The organism is Pseudomonas sp. DCB_BI, assembly GCF_026240995.1.
Taxonomy (GTDB): Bacteria; Pseudomonadota; Gammaproteobacteria; order Pseudomonadales; family Pseudomonadaceae; genus Aquipseudomonas.
This window is the reverse complement of sequence record NZ_JAPFCG010000022.1, coordinates 99,330-119,067: the sequence shown is the minus strand read 5'-3', so window position 1 is coordinate 119,067 and position 19,738 is coordinate 99,330. Positions and strand designations below refer to the sequence as shown.

Sequence of the window (19,738 nt, the reverse complement as noted above, 5' to 3'; positions counted from 1 at the left end):
AGGCGTACGGCTTCTTCCACGGCGATTTCGCAGAAGGGGTTCATGGACATCTTGACGTTAGCAAGGTCGACGCCGGAGTTGTCCGCCTTGACGCGAACCTTGACGTTGTAGTCGACCACTCGTTTGACAGCTACAAGAACCTTCATGGATTCCTCGTTACTCTCCGGTGAATAGATAGTCGCCTGGGGCCATGCCCGGCGATGCGCGTGGGTACAAGGGCACCTCTAAAAACGTACCGGGAAGCAGCATCTTCACTGTGACCGAACAGTCTTGTCCGGACTCTTGCGACAAATACTCACGGGTCATTTTCTGTCGTGGCGTGTAAACTCCACTACAAACCGGCCTAAGCCCGCAAAACCCTGCTCCACACCTGGTCTTTAGAGGTGTACCTGCGCCCGGCTGCAAGCCTACGGCGAACGTAAAACCGCTCGTATCTTGACCGTAACACCCAATCCGGTCAATACGGCAAATCGGTCACCCTCCAGCCGCGCTCCTGTGATTTTACTGGCCTGCGGCAAATTCAAACAAACGTTTGTATTGGACCCGCCAAGTGGTGTAGATATAATGCGCGGCCAAGACAAAACGGTGTAGTCCGTCATTTGCGCAGCTACAGTTTCGCTCCCGTGATGAGCCACTGCGCGCAAGCACCCATAAGACAAAGCAACAGCACGAGCCTTGATGAGTAGGAGAGAACCAGTGGAACGCGAATACATGGAATTCGACGTGGTCATCGTCGGCGCCGGCCCGGCGGGCCTGTCCGCCGCCTGCCGCCTGAAGCAGAAGGCCGCCGAAGCCGGTAGCGAAATCAGCGTCTGCGTGGTGGAAAAAGGCTCTGAAGTCGGCGCCCACATCCTCTCTGGCGCAGTGTTCGAGCCCCGCGCCCTGAACGAGCTGTTCCCCGACTGGAAAGCGCTCGGCGCACCGCTGAATACCGAAGTGAAGCGCGACGACATCTACGTGCTCAAGGATGCCGGCAGCGCGACCAAGGTGCCTGACCTGTTCGTGCCCAAGACCATGCACAACCAGGGCAACTACATCATCTCGCTGGGCAACCTGTGCCGCTGGCTGGCCCAGCAGGCCGAGAACCTCGGTGTGGAGATCTACCCGGGCTTCGCCGCCCAGGAAGCGCTGTTCGACGACAACGGCGTGGTTCGCGGCATCGTCACCGGCGACCTCGGTGTTGACCGCGAAGGCAACCCGAAAGACGGCCTGTATACCCCGGGCATGGAACTGCGTGCCAAGTACACCCTGTTCGCCGAAGGCTGCCGTGGCCATATCGGCAAGCAGCTGATCAAGCGCTTCAACCTCGACAGCGAGTCCGACGTCCAGCACTACGGCATCGGCTTGAAGGAAATCTGGGAAATCGACCCGGCCAAGCACGAGCAAGGCCTGGTGGTGCACACCGCCGGCTGGCCGCTGGACGTGATGGCCAAGGACAACACCGGTGGCTCGTTCCTTTATCACCTGGAAAACAACCAGGTGGTGGTCGGCCTGATCGTCGACCTGTCCTACGCCAACCCGTACCTGTCGCCGTTCGACGAGTTCCAGCGCCTCAAGCACCACCCGGTGATCAGCCAGTACCTCGAAGGCGGCAAGCGCATCAGCTACGGCGCCCGCGCCCTGGCCAAAGGCGGCATCAACTCGCTGCCGAAAATGGTCTTCAATGGTGGCGCGCTGATCGGTTGCGACCTGGGCACCATGAACGTGGCCAAGATCAAGGGCAGCCATACCGCGATGAAGTCCGGCATGCTTGCCGCCGAAGCAGTGGCCGACGCATTGATCGCCGGTAGCGAAGGTGGTGATCAGTTGAACAGCTATGTCAGCGCCTTCAAGGCCAGCTGGCTGCACGAAGAACTGTTCGCCAGCCGCAACTTCGGCCCGGCCATGCACAAGTTCGGCCCGCTGCTGGGCGCGGCGTTCAACTATGTCGACCAGAACTGGTTCGGTGGCAAACTGCCGTTCACCCTGCACGACACCAAGCCGGACTACGCTTGCCTGAAGCTGGCCGCCGATTCGCAGAAGATCGATTACCCGAAACCGGACGGCAAGCTCAGCTTCGACAAGCTGAGCTCGGTATTCCTCTCCAGCACCAACCACGAAGAAGAACAGCCCTGCCACCTGAAGCTGACCGATCCAAGCGTACCGATCGCCAGCAACCTGCCCTTGTACGACGAGCCTGCCCAGCGCTACTGCCCGGCAGGTGTATACGAAGTGGTCACTCAGGAAGACGGCAACAAGCGCTTCCAGATCAACGCGCAGAACTGCGTGCACTGCAAGACTTGCGACATCAAGGACCCGGCCCAGAACATTACCTGGGTCACCCCTGAAGGCGCTGGCGGGCCAAACTACCCGAACATGTAAGGCCCCTGCCCTTGTGGCAACGAAAAGCCCCCGGTCCTGATGGGCCGGGGGCTTTTTGTTGGCTATCCGCGCCTAGAGACAGTGTCATTTGGAAACCCAAGCAAGGCCGGGCAACCGCCTCACGCAGTCCTGACTTCCTCAAAGAGCTCCGGGTGACGGTCGAGCAACTTGAACAATTTGATCAGCGCCACCGGCGGTTTGGTTTTGCCATTCTCATAACGTGAAAAAGCATTGACTCCTCCACCGAATATTTCCCCAGCCTCCCGCTGATCCAGATCAAATTTCTTGCGTACGGAAACGATGAAATCGGGATCAACGTCTAGAGCATTGACTTGGCGATTGAAGGCAGACATCAGATCGCTGACTCGCATAGCCTCGTCATGACTTAGCACTGCCTCACCACAGACAGAACAGTAATCGCCCGTCACATCAGGGATCAGGGTCGATTCCCCCTTATACCGGTAGGGCATGTCCTGAGTGTCTAGCGCGAGCTCGGCACCTCCGCAAATTGGGCATCTCATGTTCACAACTCCTTGAAAGACACGATGAGCGCGTCATCTACCACTGACAGTTTCAGGTACAGATATCCCTTTACCGTAAGCGGCCGATAGACATCTTGCCAAACGCGGTGGTCGGCATAACTGGTCATGCTTTTGTAGAAATCTCTGCGCTCCAGACCGGTGATGACCTCCAGCATGTCCGCATATTCCATTCCCAAGGCCTGAGCGCCTCGTAAGGAAGCGGTTGTAGGGCTGATGCGGCCAGCGCCCACCAGCGCTCTTACACGCTCCAGCGGGCAATGAGGCGTTCTCTTTTCCATGAGAAATTAACCTTCCAGGTTAAATTTGGCTAATAGGTTATTCCAATAACCCCCGCCCGGAAGTCTGCCTCAACGCCCCGCATCCGTTACCGGCTCATTTGTCGCCACACATGACCGGCATCGGCTCCGCCGCAAACACCAAAGGCTCACGACGCCCGAAATACAAGGCCGTCAGCAGCCCCACCGCACCCATGATCAGACAAAACCCGACACACACCCACGGGCTCCACGGCATCAGCGCAATCAGCGCCAGCGGCGTGGTGCTGGCCCACAGTGCGTAGGCCACGTTGTAGGTGAAGGAAATCCCCGAAACCCGGATCTCGGCCGGGAACAGCCCGACCATGACCGAGGGCACCACCCCCACCACGCCACAGCTCAACCCTGCCAGCGCATACGCCAGCCAGGTCATCCCCCACTGCCCCACCAGGCTGGCGTACAACGCGCCGATACCCAGCGGCAGCAACAGGCTGTAGAGCATCAGCGCGCGCCAGGCCCCCACACGGTCGACCAGCAGCCCGGCCAGCACGCAGCCGATGTTGAGGAAGACGATGCCCACGCTGCTCAGGGCGAAGGTGTACCCGGCACTCATGCCGAAACGCTGCTGCATCACCGTCGGCGTGATCACCACCAGCACCACCACCGCCGAGGTCAGCACACAGGTCAGCAGCGCGGCGGGGATCAGCGCCCGGCGGTGCTCGCCCAGCACGCGTCGCAGCGGGAACGTCACAGGTTGCGCCTGGCGCGCGCGCAGGGCGAGAAACACCGGTGTTTCACTGAGCCACCGGCGCAGCCACACACCCATCACACCAAACACCCCACCCAGGAGGAACGGGTAGCGCCAGGCGTAATCGAGGATTTCCTGCGGGGTGAACAGTTGCGCCAGCAAGGTCGCGGTCAGCGCCCCCAGCAGGTAGCCGAAGGTCAGCCCCGCCTGCAGAAACCCCAAGGCATAGCCGCGTCGCCCATTTGGCGCATGCTCGGCGACGAAGGTCCAGGCGCTCGGCACTTCCCCGCCTACAGCAGCCCCCTGGAGGATACGCAGGGCCAACAGGACCAGCGGTGCCGCGTAGCCAATGTCGGCGTAGGTCGGCATCACCCCGATCAGCAGGCATGGCAAGGCCATCATCAGGATGCTCAGGTTGAACACCCGCTTGCGCCCCAGGTGGTCGGCGAAGTGCGCCATCAGGATGCCGCCCAGCGGACGCGCCAGGTAACCGGTGACGAAAATGCCGAAGCTTTGCAGCAGGCGCAGCCACTCGGGCATTTCGGGTGGAAAGAACAGCTGGCTCAGGGTCAGCGCAAAGAACACGAAAATGATGAAATCGTAGATTTCCAGCGCGCCGCCCAGCGCCGCCAGGCCCAGGGTCCTGTGGTCGCCGCGGCTGAACCGGGGCGGGCGAGCGGTATCGATGGCAGTCATGGCAGGGTCCGCAAATCGGCAAAGGGCAAGAGCATAACAAATCGCTGCCCGATTGCCCGCTGGCGGCTTGGCTAGCGGTTGAACACCGTGTGCGCGAAGTTGGCCCGTGGCCGTGGCCTGACAGCATTGGCAGGCGCGTTGCCCGGCAGCGGCAACTTGCCCACCAGCAGGGGTGCATCGATGATTGCCATGAACGTCTCCAGCGCCTCGTTATCAGGCGCCTGCGGCAGGCTCAGGCTGACCGCCTGGCGCTCGGTTTGCGGCACCGCAGGCACTTTCAACTGGCTGGAGTGGTACAGCAGGGCGTGCTGGATCTGGGTGCTGACGCGACAGAAGCGCGCCAGGTCGACGCCAGCATGGCTGGCCAGTTCGATATTGCCCAGCAACAGGTTGAAGGGCTGTAAGGCGCACAGCACCAAGCGCTGTAGCTCCTCGAAGCTGTCCACTGGGGCTATCCGGTAATAGCCCAGGCCATTGAGCAACCGCTCCAGCTGCAAGCGCTGGCACGGGTGTTCATCGGCGATGAGAATGCGCAGGGTCTTGTTTGCCATGGGCGGACCTGGGCAGCTGGGTAATGGGCACGCTCCATGACCATACTGCGCCAGTGACGGCGACTGCCACAGTAACGCAGGCAGCGGTCTTCTTTGATAGAAGTCGGAAAAGCCGCATAAATCAAGTGATTGACTGACGGAATTTGCATTCGCCTTTAGCCAGGCAATCAGGACTCCCACTGCCGCATGCGCACCCGGCAGTGCTTCATGGCATTGACGATGTGCTTTTCCACCAGGCTGCGCGAGATGCCCAGGCGCTCGGCGATCTGCAGATGGGACAAGCCTTCGATCTTGCGTAGCAGGAAGCTTTCGCGGCAGGGGCCGGTCAGTTCGTCAAGTGCCCGCTGCATCAAGGCCAGGCGCTGATCGAGCTGCAACTCCTGCGCTAGCGCCGGCACGTGCCAGCACTCATCACTGTCCAGAACCTCCAGCGGCTCGGCCTGACGCACCAGATGGCGACGATGGCGGTCTACCAGCAGGTTCAGGGCGGTGCGGTACAGGAAGGCGCGCGGATGCTCGATCTGCCCGTTGTCCGTTCGCTCCAGTACCCGCAGGTAGGCATCGTGGGCAACGTCCTCCGCCGCCTGACGGTTACCCAGGCGCGCGGACAGGAAACTCACCAATTCACGATAGTAACGTTCCACAACCACACCTGGAATCGTCCTGCACACCCACGCTGGGGCCGATGCAGAACTGAGTGATATCAGCGCGCGATCTTACAAAATATAATGATTCTCAGCAACGCATGGTTGCACTGCGTTTATCGTCAGCCCGACGCCTGCACGAGTTTCAGATTGCGGGCGTACCAAGGCCGCTGCGGCACCCGCGGTCGCAAGCGGGCAAAGAGGTCTTCGTTGCCGTATATGATGCGCAACGCCAGCTTCATGGTTTCCGGGTCCATCTCGACACTTCGACCCGGCCGCAGGCCCGGCACCGTGGAGCAGCCATGGGTATCGGGACCAAGCCATGGGTCCGCCACCTCCACCCAGCGCCCGGGGGCGAACCAGGATACGCCGTTCACCTGCAGGCGACGGATCTCGCCCGGGTGGATCCGCTCATGGGCGCGAAACCAGTCGTCGATCCGGTCGTCGATCCAGCCATGGAAATGCCAGAACACCGGATTTACATGTGACGAGAACGGGTCGCCGAGAAAGTCGTTGCGTGCCTCGAACCAGCGCTCGGCAAAATCACCCGGCGTTCGTGCGGCGGGCACCGGCATACCGTTGGACGGGTCGCGCGGCACCGCTGCCCAGCGCATGTGCAACCAGTCATGCAGGCCCAGCTCCAGCTCTGAGCCGAACTGCCCCAGGGTCAGCTTGCCCAGGTAATCCGGGTCACTGTATCGCGACTCCCAGACCTGGAAGTTGCCATGGAAGGTGTCCGGGCTCTTGATGGCGCGTACCCACTGGGTGTATTCCGGGTCGTCATGGGCCAGCCAGGTCGGTGGCAGGGCGTTGCCGTCGTGGTTGTCGTAGTACCGCGCAAACCCGATGCGGTCACGCTCGAGTTCCGGCTGAGGCAGCGGGAACCGGGCCCACGAGGGCAGTGCCTGCAGGGCCCTGGCACTGCCAAGCATGTGCCGGTGCATGAACAGGAAGTCCTCTCCGGAGCCGTTGCGATCCTTGTGTCGGCCACGTGCATCACGCTCCTGGCCACGCGGCCCGGGCTGCCAGCCCAAGCCACGCAGGGCGGACTGCTTGTCTTCTTCCAGCTTGTGCCACTTGTCCCGTGAAGCGTGCCAGAGCTGGTGGAACAGCCGGTGCTCCGGTGCTATGAGCCAAGCCAGCAACTGCGGCGACAGCGGTGTGCGTTCGCGAGCCTCCGGGAAGGGGCGCTTCAAGGCCAGGAAGCCATTGTCCAGCACAGGCAGAGACAGGGCGCGGTCCAGGGCCGAGACACGGCCGTTGAGCGTTGCCGGCCCGGCATTGCCAAAGGCGCCCCAGACCTCATCGATCACGACATGGCATTCATAGCGCGCCTGCCCTGCACCGGGCTCGGTTGAAAACAGCCGCCAGCGCAACGTCCCGGGCTTGTCCGTCAGCAAGTCACCCATCACCCGATAACGTGGTTCCTGCTCACTGCGCAGCCGTTCGGCGGTGTCCAGGTAGCCGCGCAGCCCCCGGCCATTGCTGGCGACATCCAGAAACAACTCCAGCTCGCCGTCGGGCAGGCCCTGCAGCTGGGCATCCATGCCCTGTGCAGTCCAGCGCCAGACGCCCCGCAGGATGTCGCCCAGCTGCTGCAGGCGGGTATCGGCCAACTCGACAACAGCCTCGCCAGGCGTTTCCGGAAACGCCTCGGCATCCCGCTGGCGCTGCACATACAGCGCACCGGGCACCGCCACGCCCGTCAATGCCACAGCGGCGATGAACCCGCGTCGAGAAATCGTCATTGCCACTACCTGTGCCTTCATTGCGGCCATGGAGCACGGCCCGTCCAAGGCTAGAACGTTGTACCTGCGCTGAAATTTAGCGCCGCGGCCGGGGCGGCTAAATTTCCTTCGTGTCGACTCGTTCACCCCAGGTAGCGGCGGCCCCTGTGCCATCCCTCGACGGTGAACCTACTGAGACCAAGATGACGACACCACGCTGGAAAAAAGCCCTGTACATCAGCCTGGCTGCGGCAGTCGCCGCGGGTGCCGGTCTGGCTGCCTGGTACCATTTCGCGACCCCTGGCGGTTACCCCCGGGAGGTGGTTCGTCAAGCCAACGACTTGCAAGAACGCATCATCTCGTTCGACAGCCATGTCACCTTGCCGCTGGACTTCGGCAACGAAGGCAGCGAAGCCGACAAGAATGGGCCGGGCCGCTTCGACCTGGCCAAGGCTGCCCAAGGGCGGTTGTCTGGCGCGGCGCTGACCATCTTTGCCTGGCCCGAATCCTGGACGGGCGCAAACAGCCCGCATCGCCCCACGCCAGGCTTCGTCGAGGCGGCCCGGCATACTCAGGAGGTGCGCTACAACGCGATCACCGCGATGGTGCGCGACTTCCCTGAACGCGCTGCGGTTGCCTACACCCCCCAGGACATGCGGCGCTTGCACGGCGAAGGCAAATTCGCGGTGTTTCTGAGCATGCTCAATGCGTATGCGCTGGGGGACGATATCGACCAGCTCGACCGCTGGGCGGCACGCGGGGTGCGCATGTTCGGCTTCAGCTATGTCGGCAACAACAGCTGGGCCGACTCGTCTCGTCCCCTGCCATTCTTCAACGACACCGTCGATGCACTCGATGGCCTGTCCCCCATCGGCAAGCGCGCCGTACAACGGCTCAATGACCTGGGCGTGATCATCGATGTCTCGCAGATGTCCACCAAGGCACTGACCCAGGTCCTCCAGCTCAGCCGTACACCAGTGGTGGCCTCGCACTCCGCACCGCGGGCCATGGTCGATATCAACCGCAACCTGTCCGACAAGGAAATGCAACTGATCAAGGACGGCGGCGGTGTCGTGCAACTGGTCGCGTTCTCCAGCTACCTCAAGCCGCTCAGCGCGCAAACCCAGGAAAAGCTCAATGCCTTGCGCGCACGCTACGCCCTGCCCCCCTTGGCAGACCTGAACTACGCACTGATGCCAGGTGACCCGGTCATTGCCGGCTGGCCGGAGCAGAAAGTCGGGCAGTACGCCAATGAGCTCTACGCAATCCTCGATCAAGAGCCCCCGGCGACGCTGAAGGACTACGGTGATGCCATCGACTACACCGTGCGCAAGATCGGCATAGACCACGTAGGCATCAGCTCGGACTTCAACGAAGGCGGCGGCATCGACGGCTGGCACGACGTCAGCGAGGCACGCAACGTAACCGCCGAACTCATCACCCGCGGCTACTCCGAAGCCGATATCGCCAAACTGTGGGGCGGCAACTTCCTGCGCGTCTGGGAACAGGTGCAGAGCGCCGCCCACGGCACCGAACCCTCTCAGCGCTAAGCCATCGAGCACCGTCATGAACGACCGCCGCACCTTTCTCAAACAGGCTGGCATCCTTGCCGCCAGCCTGCCGCTTGCCGGCCAGCTGCTACCGGTTGCCGAGGCGGCCACGGCGACCCCGAGCGCCGGCAACCAGCGTTGGGCCGATTTTCGTCGCCTGTTCGAACTCGACCCCAACTATGCGCACTTCGCCAATTTCCTGATCACCTCTCATCCAAAGCCGGTGCGCGAAGCCATCGAGGCCCTGCGTGCACGTTTCGACCGTCACCCGGCGCGAATGGTCGACTGGGATGCCCAGTCGGAGTGGAAACACGAGGCTGAGGTACGCCAATGGGCGGCACGCTACCTGGAGGTGGCGCCACGCCAGATTGCCCTGACGGGCAGCACTACCGAGGGCCTGGGTTTGATCTATGGCGGCATCAAGCTGGCGCCCGGCCAGGAAATCCTGACCACGGTGCACGAGCACTCCGCCGCCCGACAGACCATGAACTACCGCAGCGCCCGCGATGGCAACCCGGTACGCAGGCTGCGCCTGTTCGAGCAGCCCTGGCAGGTGAGCACCGACCAGGTGCTGGGCACCTTGCGTGCGGCCATCTCCCCGCAAACGCGTGTGCTGGGCATGACCTGGGTACATTCGGGCAGCGGGGTCAAACTGCCGGTTGGCGAAATCGGCGCGCTGGTACGCGAAATCAATCGGAACCGGGATGAGCGCGACCATATCCTGTATGTCATCGACGGGGTGCACGGCTTCGGTGTCGAGGACATGCGCTTCGCTGACCTGAACTGCGACTATTTCATCTCCGGCACCCACAAGTGGATGTTCGGCCCGCGCGGTACCGGCATCATCTGCGCTGCATCCTCGGCGCTGGGGCAACTGCACCCGAGCATCGCCACCTTCTCGGAAAACGAAGACTTCGCCACCACCATGAGCCCGGGCGGCTACCACGCCTTCGAGCACCGATGGGCCTTGGGCAAGGCATTCGAATTGCACCTGCAAACCGGCAAGGCAGCCGTGCAGGCGCGTATCCACGCCCTCAACGAATACCTCAAACAACAGCTGGAAAGCCTGCCCGCCATCGAACTCGTGACCCCGCGCAGCAGCACTCATTCAGCGGGTTTCACCTTCTTCCGCGGCAAAGGCCAGGACGCCGACGAACTGGCCAGGTACCTGACTAGCCAACGCATCGTCGTCGACGCCGTTTCGCGCGATGCCGGGCCAGTGGTGCGCACTGCGCCGGGCCTGTTGAATACCGAAGCGGAAATCGACCGACTGGTCGACGTGCTGCGCCAGCGCTTGCGCGCCTGACAGGCCGCGCCCGGCATCGCGATCCCATGCCAAACCTGCACAACAACAACCGACGAGGCTTACCGTGGACTTTCAGCGCATACTCGAAAAACTGTTCGTCAATGCCCATGCCGTCGGTATCGAAGGCGTGTTCCAGTTCGACTTCGGCCAGGGGCTCGCCTACTGGTCCGAGGTACGCGACAACCCATGCACGGGGGGTGGCCGGCATGAGGCTCCGGACGTCACGATCGAAGTGGCCCAGGATGACTTCCTCGGCATCATGGCGGGCGCTGTCGACGTAGAGGAGCTGTTCGCCAGCGGACGCCTGAAAATAACCGGCAACATGGGCCTGGCGACCCTGCTGCCGCAGGTTATCAGCAGCGCGCGGCAAGGCACGACCGCCAGCAAGGCAGCGATGAACCAGCGCTACCCCACGCCAGGACGCTACAGCGAGGAGGTCTCGGCAGCCCAACCCGCGCTGCATGAGGTACAACGCCTGTCACGGGCCGAAATGCCGCCGTCGCGGTTTCACCATGAACACCTTTCAACGGGCGTGCCAGTGGTGCTGAGCGATGCCCTTGGCGACTGGCCGCTGTTCACCATGGGCCGTGACGCCTCGCTGGCCCACTTTGCCGAGCTGCAGGGCATCACCCGGCATGGTGACTACGTGAAGAAGACTTTCTCTACCGACCGCGACTTCCGCGCCACCTCCATGGCCGACTTCATCGCTTCGCTCGACAAGCCGGCCAAGCCCGGCGAGCCGCCCGCCTACATGGGTAACAATATCGTGCCGGAGAAGCTGCAGGCCCTGATCCGCTACCCGGACTACTTCGATCGCCAGCGCTTCATTCCACCGCGCATCTGGATCGGCCCCAAAGGCACCCTTACACCCCTGCACCGGGATGATACCGACAACCTGTTCGCCCAGGTCTGGGGGCAAAAATCGTTCATCCTGGCAGCACCGCACCATCGTGCCGCACTGGGCACCTGGTCAACCAGCCCGAAGGGCGGCCTGGACGGCTGCGACTTCAACCCCGATGCCCCCGACTACGAGCGCTTCCCCGAAGCCCGTGAAGTGCCCTTCTTGCGCGTGGTATTGCAGGCCGGCGACTTGCTGTTCCTGCCCGAGGGCTGGTTCCACCAGGTAGAGTCGGTGTCCACGTCGCTGTCGGTGAACTTCTGGGTAGATTCCGGCCGCGGCTGGTAACCGGCGATCACGGCAACCTAATTCGCGGGGCCAACAGCTCGTCCACAAAGAAACACCCCTGCAAAAGGCCCCGCATGTCCAGCCTGACCCAAACGCTGCAACAAGGCCTGCGCCGCCTGCTGGGCAGCCGCCCGGCCGCCAGTGCCTATCGCCTGTTCGACCTGGTGCTGCACCAGCGGATCGAACTGAGCCCATCCTTCGTGCGCATGGTGTTCAAAGCCCCCGAGGTGGCCCAAATGAGCACGCGTGCGCCCGACCAACGAGTGAAACTGTTCTTCCCCGGCCCGGATGGCTCACTGCCCAGGTTGCCCGACAGCCAGCACTGGAAAAGTGCGCTGGAAGCGCTGCCCGTGGCCCGACGCCCGGTGATGCGTACCTACACCATTCGCGCCCTGCGCCGCGAAGCGCATGAGGTGGACGTGGATTTCGTACTGCACGGCGTCAACGGGCCGGCTTCGACCTGGGCGACTCACGCCCAGGTGGGCGACCGCTTGCAGATGCTGGCCCCGCACCTGGCCCATGAAGGCCAGCTGGGCGGTTATGAGTGGAAGCCACCCGCAGGGGTGCGCAACGTGTTGTTGGCCGGCGACGAAACGGCACTGCCGGCTATCGCCGGCATTCTCGAATCCCTGGCAAACGACGCGGCGGAGCTCAACGTAGAGGCCTTCATCGAAGTCCCCCTGGATGCCGACTGCATCGCCCTGCAACACAGCCCGGCCGCCCGCGTGCACTGGTTGCCCAGGAACGTGCTGCGCTGCGCGCACGGCCAGGGTCTGCTGCATGCCGTGAGTGAACTGGCCAGCCTGCCACAAGGCCATGCCGCACCAGGCATGCGCCTGAAGGAAGTGGATATCGAGAAACGCATACTGTGGGAACAGGCCAGCAGCACCGGCAGCGCATTTTACGCCTGGGTGGCGGGAGAGTCGGCGACCGTGATGGCCATACGTCGGCACCTGATCAAGGAGCGTGGGTTGCAGCGCGAGTGCCTTACCTTGATGGGCTATTGGCGGGCCGGGCGGTCCCTGGGTTGAGTTGGTACAGCCGGGGCCGCAAAGCAGCCCCGGCAACCGGTCAGACTGCCGCGATCAACGCCTCGGCAAAGCGCTGCGCCACCTCATCGACCTGCTCGCCGCTGATGATCAAGGGCGGCAGGAAGCGCACCACCGCGCCATGCCGCCCCCCCAGCTCCAGGATCAACCCGCGCTTGAGGCACTCGCGCTGCACCTTGGCCGCCAGCTCATGGTTGGCCTGCGGGTAACCCAAGGCATCCCGTTTGCCATGCGGGTCCACCAGTTCCACCCCAAGCATCAAGCCACGCCCGCGAACATCACCCAACTGCGGATAATCCCGTTGCAACTGCAACAGGTGCTGGCGCAAGCGCAGCCCCATGGCCTCGGCATGCTCCGGCAGGCGGTGCTCGACCAGGTAGTTGATCACCGCCGACCCCGCCGCCATGGCCATCTGGTTGCCACGGAAGGTACCGGCATGGGCGCCCGGCTTCCAGGTGTCCAGCCAGTCGCGATACACCACTACCGCCAGCGGCAGGCTGCCGCCGATTGCCTTGGACAACGTCACCACGTCGGGCACGATGCCGGCGTGCTCGAAGGCGAACATCCGCCCGGTACGGCCGAAGCCGCTCTGGATCTCGTCGACAATCAACGCCACGCCCGCCTGCTCGGTAATGCGCCGCACGCCTTTGAGCCATTCGATGTCAGCCGGAATTACCCCGCCCTCACCCTGTACCACTTCAAGGATCACGGCGGCAGGCAGCGGTACACCGCTTTCAGGGTCGAGCAGCAGGTTTTCCAGGTAATGCAGGTTGGCCTTCACACCGGCCTCACCACCCAGGCCGAACGGGCATCGGTAATCGTACGGGTACGGCATGAATTGCACGCCGTTGCTCAGCAGCGCACCCAGCGGCTGCTTGGGGCCATGGCTGCCCATCAGGCTCAAGGCGCCTTGGCTCATGCCGTGGTACGCCCCCTGGAAGGCCAGTACGGTGCTGCGCCCTGTTGCGCCCCGCACCAGCTTGAGGGCCGCTTCCACGGCGTCGGTACCGGTCGGGCCGCAGAACTGCACCTTGGCCTCGCGACGCAGGGCCTCGGGCAGGATGCCGAACAGGTCCTGGACGAAGCGGTCCTTGACCGGGGTGGTCAGGTCGAGTGTATGCAGCGGCAGTTCGTCAGCCAGCACGCGCTGGATTGCCTCGATCACTGCCGGGTGATTATGCCCCAGGGCCAAGGTGCCAGCGCCGGCCAGGCAATCGATGAACTGGCGGCCTTCGACATCTTCGACATGGATACCACGGGCGCGCTTGAGTGCCAGCGGAATGCGCCGCGGGTAGCTGCGGGCGTTGGACTCTTGTTGCTGCTGGCGCTGCAGCAAGGGTGAATCGGTGAATTCGTACAGAGGCTGCGGCGCGCTGGCCGGTGCGACCTGGGCAAGGCTGGAAGCGGTGGACATGGGTGAATCCTCGCAAGCAAGCGAATGGGCAGTTATCGCTTTGAAAACGCTTGAGTGCGGGTAGGATTTAGCGGTTGCTGCGGGATTTATTTTGGTCTGTGCCGGCCCTTTCGCGGGTGAACCCGCTTGTGTCTGTATGGGGATTGGTCACTGCGCGATCGAGGAAAACTTCCCAAACACGGTGCATGGCACGGGCTGCGCCCGTGTTCGCGGGACAAGCCCGCTCCCACAGTGATTGCGCTAGATTTTGGAAACTGAGCAAGCCAGTTGTTTCCCCAGGTACTGCACCAGCCTCAAGCCCGCTTGTATGGTTAGACTTGAAGGGGTGGTGGGACTAAATGCCCGATTCTGACTGTTACGAGCAGTACAGACCGTGGGAGACATCGCCCCACCCCTTCCACCAAAGCGCCGATAAAGAATGCATCGTTTGCAAGCGACGATAGAAGCAAGCCAGCGCCTCTTGGTGAAAGCCCTTCAAGCCGAAAAACCATAACGTGGAGAGCCGCCGATGGCAATGCAGGTAGTGAAGTCGATCATTGGAGCGGACGTTGCAAAAGCTGAATTGGTGATCCATCACGAGGAGCGTGATGAGATCATCAAGCTGAAAAACTCCAAATCTGAAATCAATAAGTGGCTCAAGCAGCAGCCACTGAACACGGCTATCGCCGTTGAAGCGACCAACATCTATCACTTGGATCTGGTCGAGCTAGCCCACGGCATGGGCTTTGATGTTTATGTCATTGATGGATTTCAACTGAGTAACTATCGCAAGAGTGTTGGCGGCCGAGTCAAAACTGACCCGTCCGATGCGCGGTTGCTGTCCCGTTTTCTGAAAAACGAGGGTGAGGATCTTCGCCCTTGGACCCCGCCTCCCGCTGTCTACGGCAAGCTGCAGAGCCTTCTGCGGCGCAGGGCTGCGCTGGTATCGGCCCGTACTGCAATGACGCAGAGCTGGGCTAACGAGGGCCTGTTGAAAGCAGCCTTCGAAACCTTCGTCAAGTCGATAGAACGGCTGGACTTGCTGATACAAAAGAAGATCAAAGAAGTATTGCGAGAGGCAGGGCTGCTTGAACAGGTTATTCGCTGCCAGGCCGTGGAAGGTATTGGTTTTCTCACAGCGTCAGCACTGGTAATGGCGTTTATCAGAGGCGAATTCAAAAGCAGTGACGCTTACATCGCCTTCTTGGGGATGGACCTGCGAGAGAATGACTCCGGGCAAAAGAATGGACGCCGCCGCCTTACAAAGCGAGGCTGTTCGGAGATTCGTCGTTTGTTGCATAACGCAGCGATGTCGGCCAGTAGGTCAACTACCTGGAAGGACGTGTATGAGCAGTATCGGAGCAACGGTAAAGCAACGACCCAGGCACTAGTGATCTTGGCTCGCAAGCTCGCTCGCGTCGCATTCGCCCTGATGCGAGATCAGGGCGAATACGTCACCAAAAGCCGGAAATTGGCTTGCTGAAAACCATAGAATCTCCCACAGGGATTGCACTAGATTTTAGAAACTGAGCAAGCCAGTTGTTTCCCCAGGTACTGCACCAGCCTCAAGCCTGCGGGGGTAGCTGTGGGAGCGGGCTTGTCCCGCGAAGCATCCAACACGGTGGATGGCACGGGCTTCGCCCGTGTTCGCGGGACAAGCCCGCTCCCACAGTGATTGCGCTAGATTCACGAAATTGAGCAAGCCAGTTGTTTCCCCAGGTACTGCATCGCCTCAAGCCTGCGGGGTACCTGTGTGGGTTCACCCGCGAAGCGCCCGGACAGGCGATGAACATCAACGCCCGGTCCGCGCTGGGACTTGCAACAGCACCCGCAACCCGTCACTACGGCTGTCAAACCTCAGGCTACCGGCACACCGCTGCACGATCGCCTGCACAATCGCCAACCCGAGCCCGCAACCACCACTCTGCCCATTGCGCCAGAAGCGCTCGGTCAAATGCTCCAGGTCCGCGTCGGCAATTCCAGGCCCATGATCGCGAACCATGAACCCCACCTGCCCGTCGGCCATCTGCACGTCCAACTCAACCGCCTCGTCACCGCCATGACGCAAGGCGTTGTCCAGCAGATTGCGCAGTGCTGCCACCGCCAACGGTGCCGGCATGCCCAGGTAGATTTGCGTAGCCTCCTCAGGCAGACGCAGCACGATACGCCGGTTGTCGCCGCCGCCGGCATCCTGCATCGCCTGCCGTGCCACCTGCTCGGCACTGCACTGCACGCCATCCTCGAACGACAAGCTGCCTTCTACCCGCGCCAGCATCAGCAACTGCTCAAGCGTGCGGTGCATGCGGTCGGTGCCCTGCTCGGCATGCTCCAGCGCCTGCTCGCGCACTGCACCGTCGGTCATGCGCGCCACCTGCAGGTGGGTCTTGATCGCGGTCAGCGGGCTGCGCAGTTCATGTGCAGCATCGTCGGTCAGACGCCGCTCACGCTCGATGGTCTGGGCAATGCGCAGAAACAGCTGGTTCTGGGTCTCCAGCAACGGCTGCAACTCGCTGGGCATGCCTGCCACCTGCAGCGGTTCGACACTGTCCGCACGCCTGCGGCGCAAGGCATCGCGCATGCGGTTGAGCGGCTCCAGGCCCTTGCCCAGGCCAATCCACAACAGCCCCAGGCTGCCGAGCAGGGCCATCAGTACCGGCGCAGAAGCCGCCAGCAGAATCGACTGGTTCAGCGCCTCGCGTTCCATGTGCCGGTCGGCCGTGGTGATGCGCACATCGCCATGGTTGTAGGTGAAGGTGCGCCACAACGCATCGTCGATGGTCTGGTCACGGAAGCCACTGCGCTCGTCATCCATGGCGCCATCATGCTTGTGGTTGCTGGCGAGGATCTCGCCACGCAGCGAGCTGACCTGGCAGGCCATGCCGTCCGGCACGCTGAACTGGTCGGCAGAAAAGTGCGCTTCGCCGCCCTTGGCGGTCAGCGGTTGCGGCAGCTGGTCGATCAGCCCGGCAACCATCCGCGCCGAAGCCACCAGGCGCTGGTCGAGGGAAAACATCATCTGCTGGCGCAGGTCGCGCAGCATCCACGCAGCAGCCAGCACCCAGATGATCACGAAGGCACTGCCCAGGATAAGGCTCAGGCGCACCCGCAAGCTCATGATGCGGCCTCCTCCGGCGCTTGCGCCGGGCCCAGGCGATAGCCGAGGCCGCGCACGGTCTCGACGATACCGTTGCCGAGCTTGCGCCGCAGGTGATGGATATGCACATTCAAGGCATTGCTCTCGACTTCGTCGCTAAAGCCGTAGACGCAGTCCTTCAGTTGCTCGCTGGACAGCACCCGCCCAGGGTTCTGCAGCAGCGCCTGGAGCAGGGCCTGCTCACGGCGGGACAGGTCGACATGCTGACCCGCCAGGGTAGCCTCGCAGCTGCTCGGGTCATACCGCAGCGGGCCGTGCTCGATCACGTTCACCGCGCGCCCGGCCACCCTTCGCAGCAAGCTATGCAGGCGCGCGGCAAGCTCGCGCAGGTCGAAGGGTTTGAGCAGGTAATCGTCGGCACCGGCCTGCAGGCCATCGACACGATCGGTGACGGCATCCCGGGCAGTGAGCACCAGTACCGGCAGTGTCTCGCCTTTCTCGCGCAGGCGGCGCAGCAGCTTGAGGCCGTCTTCGTCGGGCAGGCCGAGGTCGAGGATCATCACGTCGAACTGCGCGGCCTGCAGCATCGCCCGCGCCGCGGCAGCATTGCCCACCCGGTCCACGGTCAAGCCCTGAGCGGTGAGGCCGGCGCAGATGCCGGCGGCGATCAGGTCGTCGTCCTCGCAGAGCAGAACGTGCATGGTGGGGCTCCCGGAGTGGTGTGGCTGGTATTGCACCTTGGGCGGATTAAGGGGGGATTATGGACCTTTTGTGGGGTGGCTGGGGGCTCGCTTTGGGTGTCGTCAGGGGCCGGGGGTTCGCCACAAAGAATTCTGCGCCTGGGAGATCGAGCGCCGCCCGCGCGGCGCATCGCGAGCTGCGCTCGCTCCTACGGTTGTTTCGGGCCAGTTATCTCTGCGGGATTTGCGCGCGAACGCCTGGCGCATGGCGCGATATTGCGTCGTACAAACAAGGCGGTCGCGCGCGCCTGTCACTGGCGTCACTGGCCAGAAAAAAACGTAGGAGCGAGCGCAGCTCGCGATGCGCCGCGCGGGCGGCGCTCGATCTCCCAGCCACAGAATTCTCCGTGGCGAACACCCTCGGCCTACATCAATCCCCGCGGCGTATCCACATCCAACAAAACCCCAGCATCCCCCACTTCAACCACGACACAACGATCCCGGTGTGCCTGCACCACCGCCCGCGCCCCCTCATCCCCGGCCAACTGCCGCAGCGCCGGCCAGAAATCGCGCCCGAAAATCACCGGGTGCCCCTGTTGCCCCGCATGGCGCGGCAAGACGATGTTCGAAGCACTGGACACCTCGGCCAACCGGCGCAAGGTCGCCAGCTCGATCCACGGCATATCCCCCAGCAGAATCGCCACCGCCCGAGCCTGGCTGTCGTCCAGCGACCCGGCACCGGCAGCCAGGCTGTGCCCCATACCCGACGCCGCATCTGCGCTGGCAACCACCCGGTATCCGGCAGGCAAGCCAAGATCCTCGCCGCGCTCGCCCGTGCGCAACACCACACGCACATCATCGAACACCGCCTTGGCCCGCTCCACGCTATGCGCCAGCAGGCTACGGCCATCAGCCAGCGTCGCCCGGCGCTTGTCGGAACCGAAGCGCGTGCCGCGCCCGGCCGCCAGCACCAACGCGACCACGCTCACAGCGCTTCCCGCCCAATGCCGTTGCGCAGGCGCAGGATATCGGCCAGCACCGCCAGGGCGATTTCAGCCGGGGTCTTGCTACCCAGGTTAAGGCCGATCGGCGCATGGATGCGCGCCAGTTCGTCGGTGCCCAGGCCACCAATTCGCTGCAAGCGTTCGCGACGCTTGTCGGAGGTGGCCTTCGAGCCCATCACGCCGATATAGAACGCTTCGGTACGCACCGCTTCAAGCATGGCCAGGTCATCGATTTTCGGATCATGGGTCAATGCAACCACCGCCGTGTCGGCATGGCAACCACCATTGGCGATAAATTCCGATGGCAGCTCACGGCGTACTTCGATGCCATCCAGCCGCACGCCATCGAGCACCTCATCACGCGGCTCGCAGAGGATGACTTCAAAACCCATCCCTTTGCCGAACTCGGCACAAAAATGCGCCACGCTGGAATAGCCGGCCAGCAGCAGGCGCTGGGCGGCGCCGACCCGTAGACGCACCCAGGCGGCTTCCCGTTCGACCCGCGGACCTTGGCTGTGGTCATTGGCCAGCTGGCGACTCCCCTCGGGCAGACGCACCTCTCGCAGCAGCCGGCGCTGGCCCAGCAATGCACGTTGCAGCTCACGCAGGTGCGCCTGCACTTCGCACTCGGGCGCCAGGTTTTCCACCAGCACTTCAAGCACCCCACCACAGGGCAGGCGAATGCTCGAGCGCGAGTCACTGCCATCGCCATAACGCACGATGGCAACCGGTTCGGGGAATTCGCCCAAACCGACGCGTTCAAGGAAGTCGTCTTCGACGCAGCCACCGGACAGCGAACCCAGCCACTGGCCGCTGGCGTTCACCGCCAACAGCGAGCCCGGCGCCCGCGGTGCCGAGCCATAGGTGGCGAGTACCGTGCACAGCCATACGCGCTGGCCGCTGCACGACCACTGCAATGCTTGGCGGATAACCTGAAGATCGAGATGCTGCAC

Annotated in this window: 17 protein-coding genes and 1 pseudogene; 6 read left to right on the top strand and 12 right to left on the bottom strand. The window is 62.9% G+C overall.

Going from position 1 to position 19,738, the window contains the following annotated elements; genetic code table 11:
- Positions 1-146, bottom strand: a pseudogene (locus OO258_RS22245) (electron transfer flavoprotein subunit beta/FixA family protein); the annotation flags it as partial.
- Between the two features lie 532 nt (positions 147-678).
- Between OO258_RS22245 and OO258_RS22240 the strand changes: the two are divergent.
- Positions 679-2,361: an electron transfer flavoprotein-ubiquinone oxidoreductase gene (locus tag OO258_RS22240; RefSeq protein ID WP_110745643.1), complete on the top strand. Its 1,683-nt coding sequence runs from the start codon at positions 679-681 to the stop codon at positions 2,359-2,361.
- A 119-nt stretch (positions 2,362-2,480) separates the two neighbouring features.
- Here the strand turns inward: OO258_RS22240 and OO258_RS22235 are convergent, their stop codons facing one another.
- From OO258_RS22235 to OO258_RS22210, 6 genes are all read right to left on the bottom strand, one after another.
- Positions 2,481-2,882 carry a type II toxin-antitoxin system MqsA family antitoxin gene (locus tag OO258_RS22235; protein ID WP_019437852.1) on the bottom strand — a complete coding sequence of 134 codons (402 nt, stop codon included), beginning with the start codon at positions 2,880-2,882 and terminating at the stop codon, positions 2,481-2,483.
- 2 nt (positions 2,883-2,884) lie between these two features.
- Positions 2,885-3,181 carry a type II toxin-antitoxin system MqsR family toxin gene (locus tag OO258_RS22230; RefSeq protein WP_023389615.1) on the bottom strand — a complete coding sequence of 99 codons (297 nt, stop codon included), beginning with the start codon at positions 3,179-3,181 and terminating at the stop codon, positions 2,885-2,887.
- A gap of 94 nt (positions 3,182-3,275) precedes the next feature.
- Positions 3,276-4,601, bottom strand: a complete 1,326-nt coding sequence (locus OO258_RS22225) for an MFS transporter (RefSeq protein ID WP_110745640.1) — start codon at positions 4,599-4,601, stop codon at positions 3,276-3,278.
- A gap of 71 nt (positions 4,602-4,672) precedes the next feature.
- Positions 4,673-5,152, bottom strand: coding sequence for a histidine kinase (locus OO258_RS22220; protein WP_266032667.1), 480 nt, complete (start codon positions 5,150-5,152; stop codon positions 4,673-4,675).
- A gap of 167 nt (positions 5,153-5,319) precedes the next feature.
- Entirely contained in the window at positions 5,320-5,796 is a 477-nt protein-coding gene (locus tag OO258_RS22215; protein ID WP_110745638.1) for a sigma-70 family RNA polymerase sigma factor, read from the bottom strand.
- Between the two features lie 122 nt (positions 5,797-5,918).
- Positions 5,919-7,544, bottom strand: coding sequence for a twin-arginine translocation signal domain-containing protein (locus tag OO258_RS22210; RefSeq protein ID WP_266032665.1), 1,626 nt, complete (start codon positions 7,542-7,544; stop codon positions 5,919-5,921).
- Between the two features lie 182 nt (positions 7,545-7,726).
- Between OO258_RS22210 and OO258_RS22205 the strand changes: the two genes are divergently transcribed.
- The 4 genes from OO258_RS22205 to OO258_RS22190 all read left to right on the top strand — a co-directional run bounded on the left by OO258_RS22205 (position 7,727) and on the right by OO258_RS22190 (position 12,596).
- The gene (locus OO258_RS22205; protein WP_266032662.1) at positions 7,727-9,073 is read left to right on the top strand and encodes a dipeptidase; all 1,347 of its coding nucleotides are present in this window, start codon (positions 7,727-7,729) and stop codon (positions 9,071-9,073) included.
- A gap of 16 nt (positions 9,074-9,089) precedes the next feature.
- A complete protein-coding gene (locus tag OO258_RS22200) occupies positions 9,090-10,379 on the top strand; it encodes an aminotransferase class V-fold PLP-dependent enzyme (protein WP_266032659.1) in 1,290 nt (429 codons plus the stop codon).
- 64 nt (positions 10,380-10,443) lie between these two features.
- On the top strand, positions 10,444-11,565 hold the full coding sequence (locus OO258_RS22195; protein WP_266032655.1) for a cupin-like domain-containing protein: 1,122 nt from the start codon (positions 10,444-10,446) through the stop codon (positions 11,563-11,565).
- Positions 11,566-11,639: 74 nt separating this feature from the next.
- Complete coding sequence (locus tag OO258_RS22190; protein ID WP_266032652.1) at positions 11,640-12,596, top strand: siderophore-interacting protein; 957 nt, start codon at positions 11,640-11,642, stop codon at positions 12,594-12,596.
- Positions 12,597-12,636: 40 nt separating this feature from the next.
- Here OO258_RS22190 and OO258_RS22185 read toward each other — a convergent pair whose 3' ends face one another.
- Positions 12,637-14,028, bottom strand: a complete 1,392-nt coding sequence (locus tag OO258_RS22185; RefSeq protein WP_266032649.1) for an aspartate aminotransferase family protein — start codon at positions 14,026-14,028, stop codon at positions 12,637-12,639.
- Between the two features lie 508 nt (positions 14,029-14,536).
- On the opposite strand from OO258_RS22185, the gene OO258_RS22180 reads away from it, so the two are divergent.
- Entirely contained in the window at positions 14,537-15,490 is a 954-nt protein-coding gene (locus OO258_RS22180) for an IS110 family transposase (RefSeq protein WP_266032646.1), read from the top strand.
- A gap of 309 nt (positions 15,491-15,799) precedes the next feature.
- On the opposite strand, the gene OO258_RS22175 is transcribed toward OO258_RS22180, so the two are convergent.
- The 4 genes from OO258_RS22175 to OO258_RS22160 all read right to left on the bottom strand — a co-directional run bounded on the left by OO258_RS22175 (position 15,800) and on the right by OO258_RS22160 (position 19,738).
- Positions 15,800-17,122 (bottom strand): ATP-binding protein, encoded by a 1,323-nt coding sequence (locus OO258_RS22175; protein WP_266032643.1) that lies wholly within the window; start codon positions 17,120-17,122, stop codon positions 15,800-15,802.
- On the bottom strand, positions 17,119-17,802 hold the full coding sequence (locus OO258_RS22170) for a response regulator transcription factor (RefSeq protein ID WP_266032640.1): 684 nt from the start codon (positions 17,800-17,802) through the stop codon (positions 17,119-17,121). The genes OO258_RS22175 and OO258_RS22170 overlap by 4 nt, the downstream gene beginning before the upstream one ends.
- A gap of 404 nt (positions 17,803-18,206) precedes the next feature.
- A complete protein-coding gene (locus tag OO258_RS22165) occupies positions 18,207-18,770 on the bottom strand; it encodes a nucleotidyltransferase family protein (RefSeq protein ID WP_266032637.1) in 564 nt (187 codons plus the stop codon).
- Positions 18,767-19,738, bottom strand: coding sequence for an XdhC family protein (locus OO258_RS22160; RefSeq protein ID WP_266032634.1), 972 nt, complete (start codon positions 19,736-19,738; stop codon positions 18,767-18,769). The genes OO258_RS22165 and OO258_RS22160 overlap by 4 nt, the downstream gene beginning before the upstream one ends.

Coding starts and splice junctions, on each gene's coding strand:
- OO258_RS22205 (WP_266032662.1), top strand. CDS start 7,727: ATGACGACACCACGCTGGAAAAAAGCCCTGTACATCAGCCTGGCTGCG.
- OO258_RS22190 (WP_266032652.1), top strand. CDS start 11,640: ATGTCCAGCCTGACCCAAACGCTGCAACAAGGCCTGCGCCGCCTGCTG.
- OO258_RS22230 (WP_023389615.1), bottom strand. CDS start 3,181: ATGGAAAAGAGAACGCCTCATTGCCCGCTGGAGCGTGTAAGAGCGCTG.
- OO258_RS22220 (WP_266032667.1), bottom strand. CDS start 5,152: ATGGCAAACAAGACCCTGCGCATTCTCATCGCCGATGAACACCCGTGC.
- OO258_RS22175 (WP_266032643.1), bottom strand. CDS start 17,122: ATGAGCTTGCGGGTGCGCCTGAGCCTTATCCTGGGCAGTGCCTTCGTG.
- OO258_RS22170 (WP_266032640.1), bottom strand. CDS start 17,802: ATGCACGTTCTGCTCTGCGAGGACGACGACCTGATCGCCGCCGGCATC.
- OO258_RS22200 (WP_266032659.1), top strand. CDS start 9,090: ATGAACGACCGCCGCACCTTTCTCAAACAGGCTGGCATCCTTGCCGCC.
- OO258_RS22240 (WP_110745643.1), top strand. CDS start 679: ATGAGTAGGAGAGAACCAGTGGAACGCGAATACATGGAATTCGACGTG.
- OO258_RS22180 (WP_266032646.1), top strand. CDS start 14,537: ATGGCAATGCAGGTAGTGAAGTCGATCATTGGAGCGGACGTTGCAAAA.
- OO258_RS22225 (WP_110745640.1), bottom strand. CDS start 4,601: ATGACTGCCATCGATACCGCTCGCCCGCCCCGGTTCAGCCGCGGCGAC.
- OO258_RS22235 (WP_019437852.1), bottom strand. CDS start 2,882: ATGAGATGCCCAATTTGCGGAGGTGCCGAGCTCGCGCTAGACACTCAG.
- OO258_RS22185 (WP_266032649.1), bottom strand. CDS start 14,028: ATGTCCACCGCTTCCAGCCTTGCCCAGGTCGCACCGGCCAGCGCGCCG.
- OO258_RS22210 (WP_266032665.1), bottom strand. CDS start 7,544: ATGACGATTTCTCGACGCGGGTTCATCGCCGCTGTGGCATTGACGGGC.